Genomic DNA, 12,260 nt, shown 5'->3' on the forward strand with positions numbered 1-12,260 from the left:
ACACGAGCCATTCAATTCTATAGCATCTCAATGCATTATACCAACAATATACAAAAAACTTACGGGCGGGCCTGGTTCACCGTCAGCGAATCACTGAGATTGGTTCCCAGTATGTCCGTATAGCTGAGATAAATCTTCCCCGATCTCGCCTCGGCGGTTTCATTTGCTGCTACGTTAAAGGACATCTTGCCGTCTGCTATCTGAAGACCGGATATCCAGCTGTCACCCGCACTATATCCATAAGTTACGCCGATCGCGCTTAAAGGGAACTTTGTGTTAATGGCCGTCTCCACAGCTCCGCCCATACCCGGCGCTGCCACCGAAGTCGCCGTAATGGCCAGTGCCGGCACAATAACACCTCTTTGTCCCAGTTTAAGGGTATCTGTTTTACTACCCGACATAAAAAGCAATGTCGCTGCCCGCGGATAATCAGAAGCGTTGTCCGGAACCGAAATAATTGCGTAGCCCGTTCCCTTACCGGCTCCGTTCTGTACTGTGATCCAGGAGGCGTTGTCACGGTTCTCCATGGTCCAATTGCCATCAGCATATACAACAATCTTCGTTGTATCAGCCGGAGCATTCAGGATAATGAATCTGGAATCAAGCGCAAGGTCTGTATTAAATACCGTGTCCTCCTTTTTGCAACCGGCAATCAGCAAGGTCACAAAAGCAAACAATGATATAGATCGGTTCATAGTCGTAATTTTTATTTATTATAGGAATTATTGGTCAATATCCCTCCCGAGCGGTCGACCTCCGTCTGGGGTATCGGGTAATATTCATGGTAAGGCCTCAGGTTGGTTTGGATGTCATCTACTTCAGTGGCGGAAGTGGCGCTTACACGGCTGTAAAAATCGCCCCAGCGAACCAGGTCCCATTTACGGCCATATTCTCCATACAATTCCCGGGCACGTTCTTTTTTCACTTCCTCGAGAAACGCCGCTTTGCCAGGATAACCGGCGAGCACAAAACCGGCATTGGCCCTTGCTTTCACCTGGTTAATAGCATCCATGGCTGTAGCAGGGTCACCCAGTTCGTTGGCAGCCTCCGCCAGCATCAGCAAGGCATCAGCAAACCGGAAAACCTTCTGGTTATTATTATCCTGCTGAAGACTCATGTTGGGGCACCAGAATTTAGGGCCGGGCCAGGGTTTTCCTGTAAAATTGTTTGACTTCGGACGGTTGAACCACACACCATCATAGCTGTATGCGAGTGTGGTGTTCTTTCTCGGATCAGTGTCCTCATACAACGACATAAAATAGGCCGTAGGTGTCGCCGCGGTAAATGTAGTGGTGGTGGTGCCGAGCTGCGGGATGGTAACCCCGTCATAAACAGCGCCTGAGGCCCGCGCCGGCGTCATCTGGGTAGCCACATTGCTGATCTTTATCGTTCCTGAATATTGGACTTCAAAAATAGATTCCGCCTTATTTTTATTGCGGAACCAGGTATCGGTCAATGCATATTGGGAGAGTGCTCCATAAATTGTTTCCAGTTTTTGCATCGCTGCAATACACAGCTCCCATTTTTTATTCCAAAGGGCCATTTTACCGATCAGCATATAGGCCAATGGCGCGCCAATCCTGTTATCGGCAATAGATGAACTTTTTGTCTGCGGCAGCGCCGGTGCCCATTTCTGAAGGTCTGCCATTACGCTATCCCTGATAACTGTAGCCGACATGCGGCCCATTTGTGCCACTTCCATTAATGCATCAAAACTGGAGCTGGCGTCACTCGTATAGTAAGGCACGTCGCCAAACATACTGGTAAGAATATAATAGTACAGCGCACGGATAACAGCTGCTTCGCCAATCAACGCAGGTTTTTTTTCTTCAGCAATGGACACCGAATTCTGAATGCCGGCAATAGTAGCATTACATACCATAATACCATTATACGCCGAGGTCCAGATACCATCGGCAACTCCGGGGTTGGAGGGCGACATGCCAAACGATTGATCTACACCGCCATTTGTCAAATAGGACAAATCGCTGGTATACTCGGTTGCCATCATCAGGTCACCCCTGTATATATTGTACAGTTTCAGGTAACAGGCGTTTACGGCAGACAAGGCCTGTGCTTCCGTTTGGTAAAAGTTATCAGCGCTGAGAAAACTTTTCGGTTTTTCCTCCAAAAATTTCCTGCAGCTGCTCATGCCCAGACCAAAGATGATAAGTACAACGAGTGAATATATTTTTATTTGTTTCATACCCATTAGAATTTTAATTCAGCAGTGAAGGTGATTGTCCTGTTCGGAGGGAATGAGCCGTTGTCGATACGACGCAAGGTAGAGGAAGTGCCACTTGTATTTACTTCCGGGTCGTAGCCGATATAATTTTTCAACAGCAACAGGTTGCTTCCGTTTAACGAAAGTGCCAGTGATTTGAGTTTTGAAGCGGTCATTTTTGCAAGATCAAACGTATATCCGATGGATACTGCCTTTAAACGCAGGAAGCTTGCATCGTATACAAAACGGTCATTGGGAATGTCATCTTTCGAATCGGTCCTGGGAATATCTGAATCAGGATTACGAATCTCGTGATACCTGTTTACCATGAGTTCCTGTTGATTATTGAGGTACACTCCTGTCATGTTGAACATGCCACCGGGATAATACATATCGCCGCCAATAGAATAGTTGAAGAAAACGGACAGAAACGCTTTTTTATAGCGGAATGTGTTTTGCAAACCACCATACAGATCCGGATCGGCATCTCCCAGCATTACCATATCATCGCTATTCATTAAGCCATCCTTATTTTGGTCAATATAACGCTGACGTCCCGGAACCAGATAAGCTGCCGAAGCCGATACGTACTGCTTGTCTGTTTGATTTTTGATGATCTCGTCCTGACTTTTCCATACACCACCATATTCAAAACCATAGATAGCATTCAGCGGATAGCCGGTCTGATAACCATTGATCATATATTGCGCCCCGTAGCTATAGGTGTTGGTAACCACCCTTCCTACCAGGCCGATATCATCCACCATCTGCTGGTTATGTGCTGCGGTAAGGCTGGTAGCCCATCCGAATTCGGGCTTCCGTATCACATCATAATTGATGGTCAGCTCAACCCCTTTGTTGGACGTCTTGCCAAAATTCATCAATCTTGAAGAAAATCCCGTTTGCGTAGGCATCTGTACACTCAGCAGCAAATCCGAGGTCTTGCTCTTATAGGCATCGAGTGTCACTTCGAGCCGTTTTCCAAAGAAAGAAAGATCAATGCCCGCATTATAGGTAGTTGTTTTTTCCCATTTCAAACCGGAGTTCGCGATACCCGATGGATAGAATGCAACAGGCTGCGCATCTCCGAATAAATACCCGGATGTGGTTGAGCTCAGGCGACTGAGCGACTGATAACGGGAAATGGCATCGTTGCCCGATGTACCGGCACTGAGACGGACAGCAAAATCACTCAGGCCGGAGTTTTTCATAAAGTTTTCGTTCAGGATATTCCAGCGAAAAGCTGCCGAGGGGAAATACGCCCATTTATTGTTGGCAGCAAAGTTGGAAGCACCGTCCCTGCGCAATGTGGCGGTCAGGTAATATTTTTGCGCATAGTTATAATTCAGACGGGCAAGGTGCGACAGGCGCGTTTGCAATTCTTTTGCGCCGCTTACATTCAGGTTTTGCTTATCAGGGATGGCCCCGATATCCCAAAGCGCCGTCTCGTCGCTGTAATACCCGCTGCCACTTATGGAAACCCGGTAGAAATTCAGCATCTGAACAGTAAAGCCGTACATCGCATCAAAATGATGTCCGCTGCCGAAAGTGTTTTTGTAGGTAATGGTATTTTCGTTCAGAAGATTATCATTCTGGTTGATGCTTTTAGAAGTGGCGTTGCCCGCCGTGGCCCGGCTGGGCATGGTAGAGGGAACCAAGGCATTGTTGTTGATATCATATTTGGAGTAAGCAACGGAGGAACGCGCCACGATATTTTTAACCGGTGTAATGTCTACATATGCCATTGAAGTAAGTGTACCTGTTTGAGTGGTATTCTTTCTCAGGGTAGCGTCAAATAAAGGCAGGTCGGATACTCCTCCTGAATAGTTTTGCGAGTTCCAGCTGTTCAAACTGCCATCAGGATTATAAATCGGGACCACAGGAGCTACTGACACAAACGATACGCTCCAGTTATTATAGGCGCCCAGGTACCGCATGGGCTGCTCCTGTGTACTATTGGAATACGCAATGCGTGCACCAGCCTTCGCATACCTGCCCAGGGTCTGGTCGAGGTTCAGCCGGAACTGGTATCGCTTGAACTCGCTTCCGAGAATAACGCCGTCAATATTGTCGTACCCCCCGGAAATAAAGAATTTGGTGTTGTTATTCCCTCCTGAGACGGCCAGTGAATAATTGGCAAATGGCGCGGTGCGGGTAAGGGCATGTTGCCAGTCGGAGCCTTTGCCAAGTGAAAGCGGATCCGGATAGGGATAATCTTCGAGCGGCTTGGTTTTATTGGCCGCACTGGCATAATAAAAACGATCGTTGATCAGCTGTGCAAACTCAGTGGCATCCATTAAATCCAGGTACCCGGCCATCCTGGCAAAGCCCTGGGATGTCCTTACGGTAAAATCCGTTTTACCATTTTTGTTGATCCCGCTTTTAGTGGTGATGATGATGACTCCGTTGGCGCCACGGGAACCGTAGATGGCAGTAGAAGATGCATCCTTCAAGACACTGATACTGGCAATATCTGAAGGATTCAGATCATTCAGATTATTGATACCATCCATTACTCCGTCTACAATATATAAAGGTTCATTGTCGGCCGAAATGGATCTTGTGCCACGTATACGAACGGTTGTGCCGGAACCTGGCGCACCATCCGTGGACATGAATTCAGCTCCCGCAATTCTTCCCGCAAGCATCTGGTCTACCCGCGGAACGGGAATGTTCTCCAGGTCCTGCATTTTAACAGTGGAAACCGCTCCGGTAAGGTCGCGTTTTTTTACGCTGCCATAGCCTACAGCCACTACTTCTACCTGCTCAAGATCACCCGTTTTGTTTACCAGTCGCACCAGTAAAGCGCTTTGATCTTTTTTAAGCGCTACATCTTTCTCTATATAGGTTTCGTAACCTACATAGCTGAAATAAAGGTCATAAGTTCCCTGCTCATTCAGATTGCCCAGGCTGAAAGAGCCTTCCTTATTGGTAAGCGTTGAAGCGATAACCGTTCCCGCCTGCCGGGCAACAACGGAAACCATTTCAAGCGGCTTTCCCTGTTCATCCAGGACAGTGCCCTTTATTTGAGCGGACTGAGCTGCCGCACTTAACGCAACGACCAGGGAAAAAAAAGTAAACAGTGCTCTGAACAACATCTTTTGTTTTTTCATCTTCTGCAAAAATTTAATACACCCGGCGCCGGTTCATAATCGTTATTATGTCCAACATGCCGTCCCATCTTAAGTGGCGGCATTTTATCCGGGAATGACACAGAAGATTCGAACAAAATGGTGTTTACCCCTACCCGTTAACAATTTGATAACATACGCCGGCTTACATGCCCATAATAAAACATAAGGCTGCGGCTTTTCGCACCACTTTTAACGCTTTTGAAATGTGATTCTCCACCGTTTTGGGCGAAACGGACAAATGGTTAGCTATCTGCAAATGGGTAAGTCCTTCTTCACGGCTGAGTATGAAAATCTTTTTGCATTGGGGCGGCAGGCTTTCAATGGCCTCCTGTACTTTTTCAACCAGTTGTTTATCGGCAGCCGGGTCGCCGGCTATAGCAGCATCTGCATTTTGTTTTATTGCATCCAATGCGCTTCGTTCCATCGCTTTTTTGCGCAATATATCAATCATAATAGACCGGGCGATCCTTGCAATCTGTACTTCGATGGGAAAGGAACTGGAGAGTTCTGATCTTTTCTCCCAAACCTTAATAAAGCTCATCTGTACCACTTCTTCCGCCAGATCCTCTGAAGCTGTATTCTTTAGCACAAAAAAGTAAAATCTATTATGATATTTATGATATATTTCTTCAAAAACAAGTTTGTTTCCACTTTTTATCTCTGAAACATAATCCATAATAAGGGCCGCAAGTTACTAAACCATGAAAAAACGAAGATTAAATTATAGTTAAGCGATACGTCAAAAGTGCAGGGCCGGAATGAGCTGATAAACGCGGCATATATGGCTGCCGCAACCGGTCTGCTTCAGAACTATGCACCTTCTCCGGCTCCTGCAGGAAAGGTTGCCAAAAGTATTCTCAGTTATGATCAATCATCCACATGGTAATCCCAAACCCGGTGTAATGAGCTTCCGGAAAATCAACATTGCTCCCATCTTCATACTGGTATAACTGAAAGTCTTTAAATACCAATCCTATTCCCTTTGCATATTTTTCGGTAGAAAATTCTTTATATCCCAAAATAGTCGTACTGGTTGGCGGAAGTCCTAATGTTTCGTCTTGCTGAAGCACGGTCCATACATCCTTGTATGTTTGTCCCTGATAGCTCATATCCCCAAATGCAGTATAACTGAAGTTCCATGCATTCATGGCCTGACCTGCTATGTTAAACTGATAAAGATCATCATAAGGATTGAGAGGAAGCTTGCTATTCCCTTTCCAGGAAAAGCCCGTTCTCAAAGGACCCTGCAGCACTGTTACCCGCATATTGTTATCAATAACATCGACGCTTCTTTCCCCCGGAGTAATAAAATAAGTGCCGTTACCCACCCATGTACCGGTACCTGCTTCATTGTTAATTAACCGTTCTACCACATAGGTTTTGCGGCCGGCATTATCCGCTATTTCCTGCGTAATTGTATGTTTCACCCGGTACTTGTGCACTTCAGTTACAGTGCCACTTCTGGGGAATACGGTAGAATCAATTCTATAAACCATGTATTTACCCACATTAACCGGTAAATATCCTGAGATATCTTCTACCTGCAGCACTTCTTTCTTATTGCTGCAGGCATTAATGACGAAAGACAATAAAACAAATACAAAAAACCGTTTCACAATATTGTTATCTGACAAGTATACTGATGATTTAGATATAATTAACAATACGGCAACTCAGGGTAAGCATTAACTGAGAGAACGCCTTTTGAATATTCTCATAATAATAATTTCCTGACGAAGATAAACCCTTGTTCCAAATTCGGCAGGCCGTACTAATTGAATTAACGAATTACATAAGTTTTGTCAGCATTTCAGTAAATATATCACCGCTACCAACCACGACCTTTGACGCGGCCCGGGATATTTTTCGCTGTTTTACGCCCCTGAACTGCAATATATAAGTTACACAATAAAACCGCTCCAATATTATGATCAACAGCAAAACAATAACTACAGCAATAATCTTGTGTATCGTGATCGTTTTTATCTTTTCAGGAATACTTTATACCCTGGCGATCATTCTGCGGGATATTATAAAACGGGATGTGAAAAGCACGGGGCATTACATGCTCGTTTTCTTTGTATCGGCCGCAGTTATCACCCTGGCTGTAAATATCATAGCCTGCAGTTTTATGTTATAACAGACCCGGCTCAATCCCCGGGCAGCACCATTCGTGCGCAGCAAACAATTACGGGTAGCATTACTTTTTTGTAACTTGTAGCAAATTATATCATCCATGACCCCTCAAATCCAACATATCAACCCGGAAGGGCTCTCCAAAAACCCCGCCTTTTCCCAGGCAGTGATCACCCTGGGCAAAGGAAAAACGGTGTACATCGGCGGCCAGGACGCCATTAATGCACAAGGCCGGATCATTGGCATTGGCGATATCGGAGTACAAACAGATCAGGTAATGCAGAACCTGCAAACTGCATTAACCGCCTGCGGTGCCACCTTTGAGCATATTGTAAAGCTCACAATTTTTATCGTGCATGGCCAGGACCTGCGTCTTGGATTCCAGGCATCGCAAAAATATTTAGGCGGGCTGAAGAACCCACCGGCAATATCGGGGATGTTCGTGGCAGCGTTGGCAAGACCGGAATACCTGGTGGAAGTAGAAGCAATCGCATTTATTCCCGGGGAATAGCAATACAAAAAGACGGGCACCTTTATTACACGGGTCTTTCCGCAACAGTTAGTTTTTCTGGAAGATTGCAGCAGGCTGCTTCAGCAGACCGGCCGGCAATACCAGTGCACCGGATGTAGCTAATATTTACGGAAAGTCGTTTCCAAACTATTCCAGATACCCGAAAAATGATCCGCCAATGCAAAAGTATTTGAGAGGACTATAGAATGTGCGGAACCTGCAATCCTTTTAAATAATGGCCTGAGTGATATATCCCGGCATTTAACTAACTTTAGCTAAGAAATTAAGTACCGGCATATAATGATCTTTCTTAATTGTTTTTTTGAAATACCAGCATGTGGAATGAGCTCATTGCACCCTATACCGGAAGATTTATGCTTAAACCGTTATTATGATCGACATAGTAATTGAAGCCAGGAATGCGGCTATTAGTGAATCAATGAAAGTTAAACGGATCCTCCCCTTCCGTTTACGCAGAATGGTCGGACCATTCATTTTTATGGACCACGCCGGTCCTGTGGCAGATATACCAGCCAATCCATCTACACTGGACGTGTTACCGCATCCGCATATCGGGCTCTCTACCGTCAGTTATCTTTTTGGTGGTCAGGTTACCCATCGCGATAGTTTGGGAGTTGAGCAGGTCATTCGTCCGGGAGAAGTAAACTGGATGACCGCTGGCAGCGGTATTGCCCATTCCGAAAGATTTGAAGATCCATCTGCATTAACCGGGGGGCTTGAAATGATACAGACATGGGTGGCGCTCCCGGAAAAAGATGAAGAGGCAACTCCGTCTTTTGATAATTACAAACCGGAAGAACTTCCTGTATACACCGACAAAGGTATTTGGATGCGGCTGATCGCAGGCGATGCATACGGGTTACGAAATGATGTAAGAATAAAATCGCCGCTTTTTTACCTGCATGTTGTGTTAGAGGAAGGTTCCACCTTCGGGCCTCCCAAGGGCCATCCGGAACGTGGCATGTATATTGTCAAAGGCAGTATTGAAATATCCGGAAATCTATATCAGGCAGGACAAATGGTTGTATTTACACCGGGCGCAGAGCCCCTTATGATTGCAAAGGAAAATACCACACTGATGCTGTTGGGGGGTGAGCCTCTGGGGGAACGTTTTATCTGGTGGAATTTTGTTTCCAGCCGCAAAGAGCGTATCGAACAGGCCAAAGAAGACTGGAAACAGGGACGGATCATATTGCCGCCAAATGACAATAAAGAGTTCATACCCTTGCCCGACGACAAATCGAAGCCTGCAGGGGGCCCGCCTAAGCCCGAACCACTTTCATAACAGGCAGCTGGCTTTCTTAAATCAGCTGGGGCTTTAAGACATTCTCCCGATCCGGATATAGCCTGCTCAGGCCCGATACCGGGTGAAGAAAGTACGGGACATTATCGATAATAAAATGATCCTCTGTCATAATAAAAGCATTGTTGTCTGCTTACACCGCTGTCCGGTAGGTCAGCATTACGCGGCCCGATTTGCCTGGTTGTGCCTGAACGAACTCCAGCGGGTGCGGTCGTATTCCCTCAAAAAGCGGCTTGCCACTGCCCAGGACAATCGGGTGAACGATCAGTCGTAACTCGTCGATCAGGTTCGCATCCATAAGGCTCGCAACAAGACCTGCTCCACCAACGACATATATATTCTTTCCCGGCGTATCCTTCAGGGTCTGCAGTGCCGCCAGGTCCCGAACAATCTGGGTTTCGGGCCACGAGACGCTTTCGAGTGTGGTCGACAATACAATGTGAGGTGTGCGTGCCGCCAGCTGTGCATACGCAATCTCACTGCTGGATGGAGGCCGTCCCTGCTGTGACGGCACTTCGGGATTCGGCGGAATAGCCTGAGGATCCGCATAGATCGATCCCCAATACTCCCCGTATCCCGGGTACATATGTCCACCTAAAAGAAATGTGTCAACATCGTCGATCAGTTGGATCGCATCCGCCCATGAATCCACCCAATCCGTTTTGCCATCCGGATCCTCGATAAAGCCATCCAGCGATATCTGCATTGCAGAGATCATTTTCCGGGAATTATTGGTTGTCATGTTGTGCTGCTTTTATTGTTAAAACACAGGTTTATTACCAGGATATAGTTCTTGTTCAACAAATATAATACCGTGTTGGTAGCATTAAAAGGGGGATTTTGGACTTTCAGACAGGATAATTCAGACATCGTACTCATTGATCAAACTCCCGCCGGATACGCCTTGTATCTCCTGATCTATCGGTTACAGGAACTTATATTTGTAAAGACCCTGTTGAAAAAACACAGAGCCTACAGCGACCGCAATAAATACCGCTCCTCATAAAAAATAACAATACCTGTCTTTGCCTTCTTTTACTCCTGCCTATCTGTAATCGCTTTTAGCTTCCTGTACTTCCGGGACACATAGTCCTTTATATGAACCGGTATGTGTCCCGGAAGTTCCCCGTCTTCGCGAATACCTAAGGCACCATAAAAGTCCTCCAGTGCTGCCTGCTCCGCAACACTGCAAAGCCCTTTTCATACCTGTCAAGTAAATATGCCAGTCGTTCCTTGTCCATAAAATAATGACCTCCCTAGATATAATTGATAAAAAAAAACGATCCCTATGTAAGGACCAACGTTTTTTTATTTTTTTCAGAATTACTATTTATTTAATTTGCGCATAATAGATGCAACGTTATTACTGCTATACAGGCACATATGACGAGAGTGCGTACCATCCTAAAAGAGAAACCGGATTACGCTCCATTTTTACCCGTCGTGCTCTCTACCCCTTAAAAATCAAGAAAAGACACTATTATGAAAGTACTTCTTAGCTGGAAGAAAAACTTGTTTTCAGACCTTTATACTATTTACGAAAATAATTTGCAGATCGGGACTCTAAGGGGTAATAGTTTTTCCCAGTCGGCTTACAGTGAATTATACGGAAAGTCCTATACGTTTAAGACAAAAGGGTTTTTAAGGCAGCATACTGAGATCATCGAAGAACCAACACAAACAGTTATTGGCATCATCACACTTGACAATTTGTGGACAAAAGCCAATATAAAGCTTCATGGAAAGGAGGTCCACTGGAAGTATGAAAACTTATCGAATACAAAATGGCGTGTCAGCGACGAAACAGGATTAAGTATAAAATACGCTACTTCTCTCACTACCGGACGAATTGAATCCAATTCAATGGATCTGCCCCTGCTTCTGGCGGGCCTTTTTGTGACAAACTATTATTGGAAAATGTCGCTCGTCATTTTTATTGTGCTGATTATAGGAATTATTAGGTAATTTCAATAATCAGGTTACTATTATAATCTTTAATGCAAAAGTTGGTATTGCGAAACAGTTCAGCCACCAATCATTTTCAACAACCGATTAAACATACGAATGATAAGATTTTCTATTACAGCTGCATTATTGTTTACTACTGCTATTTTATTTGCACAGGACGACAATCCGGTTATCAAAAAAAAAGCTGCAACAGTTGAAGGTTTCGTCCCACAGGGATGGAAGATCGCCTATACAGCAAAAGGCGATCTTAATAAAGATACCAATAGCGATGTGGCGATCATCATACAGAATACCAACCCGAAAAATTTGGTCAGCAACGAGCGCTTGGGTCCCGACACGCTGGATCTGAACCCGAGGATGCTGCTTATCCTGTTCAAAGGCCCTGACAATTCTTACACATTGGCAGCCAGAAACAAAAGTTTTATCCCAAGCCCGAATGATGCCGAGTCTTCATGCCTGGCTGATCCGCTGAGCGAGACCGGCGCTATTGGTATCGAAAAAGGTGTATTAAAATTAAGCTATCAATACTGGCTAAGCTGCGGCTCCTACGGGGTTACCAATACAGATTATACATTCCGGTTTCAAAACGGGATATTTGAATTGATCGGCTATGATTGCCATAGTTTTAGCAGGTCTTCAGGCGAAGAAAGCAGTACAAGTGTCAATTTTTCCACCCGTAAAATAAGCAAAACCACGGGCGGGGACATGTTTGATGAAAAAGAAAACAAGCCCAAAACAATAACCAGGAAGCTTACCTATGGGAAATTATTAAATCTTGAATCAATGACAACAAAGGACGCCGAGGCACTAATGGACTTATAGCAGCAATCTTCGCTTTTATCAGCTTTTCTTTGGTTCCTGCTGCTGAATGATCAGATGCGCAGGCTGGGGTTGGTTTCAATACGTTCCATTGCACTTGCGGTGAGCGCTCCAAAGGGCGGTATCAGATAAGTAAGGTGGCTG

Annotated in this window: 11 protein-coding genes; 5 read left to right on the forward strand and 6 right to left on the reverse strand. The window is 45.4% G+C overall.

From position 1 onward, the window contains the following. Positions 1–59: 59 nt before the first annotated feature. The 5 genes from K7B07_RS25365 to K7B07_RS25385 all read right to left on the reverse strand — a co-directional run bounded on the left by K7B07_RS25365 (position 60) and on the right by K7B07_RS25385 (position 6,974). Positions 60–695, reverse strand: coding sequence for a BACON domain-containing protein (locus K7B07_RS25365; RefSeq protein WP_223713348.1), 636 nt, complete (start codon positions 693–695; stop codon positions 60–62). An 11-nt stretch (positions 696–706) separates the two neighbouring features. After that, positions 707–2,206, reverse strand: a complete 1,500-nt coding sequence (locus K7B07_RS25370; RefSeq protein ID WP_223713349.1) for a RagB/SusD family nutrient uptake outer membrane protein — start codon at positions 2,204–2,206, stop codon at positions 707–709. 5 nt (positions 2,207–2,211) lie between these two features. After that, entirely contained in the window at positions 2,212–5,337 is a 3,126-nt protein-coding gene (locus K7B07_RS25375; protein WP_223713350.1) for a SusC/RagA family TonB-linked outer membrane protein, read from the reverse strand. Between the two features lie 163 nt (positions 5,338–5,500). Continuing rightward, on the reverse strand, positions 5,501–6,034 hold the full coding sequence (locus K7B07_RS25380; protein WP_223713351.1) for an RNA polymerase sigma-70 factor: 534 nt from the start codon (positions 6,032–6,034) through the stop codon (positions 5,501–5,503). Positions 6,035–6,215: 181 nt separating this feature from the next. Then, entirely contained in the window at positions 6,216–6,974 is a 759-nt protein-coding gene (locus tag K7B07_RS25385; RefSeq protein ID WP_223713352.1) for a hypothetical protein, read from the reverse strand. 311 nt (positions 6,975–7,285) lie between these two features. Between K7B07_RS25385 and K7B07_RS25390 the strand changes: the two genes are divergently transcribed. The 3 genes from K7B07_RS25390 to K7B07_RS25400 all read left to right on the forward strand — a co-directional run bounded on the left by K7B07_RS25390 (position 7,286) and on the right by K7B07_RS25400 (position 9,311). Then, positions 7,286–7,498: a hypothetical protein gene (locus K7B07_RS25390; protein ID WP_223713353.1), complete on the forward strand. Its 213-nt coding sequence runs from the start codon at positions 7,286–7,288 to the stop codon at positions 7,496–7,498. Between the two features lie 96 nt (positions 7,499–7,594). Continuing rightward, entirely contained in the window at positions 7,595–8,005 is a 411-nt protein-coding gene (locus tag K7B07_RS25395; protein WP_223713354.1) for a RidA family protein, read from the forward strand. 391 nt (positions 8,006–8,396) lie between these two features. Next, on the forward strand, positions 8,397–9,311 hold the full coding sequence (locus tag K7B07_RS25400) for a pirin family protein (protein ID WP_223713355.1): 915 nt from the start codon (positions 8,397–8,399) through the stop codon (positions 9,309–9,311). A gap of 151 nt (positions 9,312–9,462) precedes the next feature. On the opposite strand, the gene K7B07_RS25405 is transcribed toward K7B07_RS25400, so the two are convergent. Further along, positions 9,463–10,071 (reverse strand): dihydrofolate reductase family protein, encoded by a 609-nt coding sequence (locus K7B07_RS25405; protein ID WP_223713356.1) that lies wholly within the window; start codon positions 10,069–10,071, stop codon positions 9,463–9,465. A gap of 740 nt (positions 10,072–10,811) precedes the next feature. On the opposite strand from K7B07_RS25405, the gene K7B07_RS25410 reads away from it, so the two are divergent. Both K7B07_RS25410 and K7B07_RS25415 read left to right on the forward strand, forming a co-directional pair. Next, complete coding sequence (locus K7B07_RS25410) at positions 10,812–11,294, forward strand: hypothetical protein (protein ID WP_223713357.1); 483 nt, start codon at positions 10,812–10,814, stop codon at positions 11,292–11,294. Positions 11,295–11,393: 99 nt separating this feature from the next. Then, complete coding sequence (locus tag K7B07_RS25415; protein ID WP_223713358.1) at positions 11,394–12,119, forward strand: hypothetical protein; 726 nt, start codon at positions 11,394–11,396, stop codon at positions 12,117–12,119. The last annotated feature ends 141 nt before the right edge of the window (positions 12,120–12,260 follow it).

The sequence above is a fragment of the Niabella beijingensis genome, from assembly GCF_020034665.1.
In the GTDB taxonomy this organism is placed as follows: domain Bacteria; phylum Bacteroidota; class Bacteroidia; order Chitinophagales; family Chitinophagaceae; genus Niabella; species Niabella beijingensis.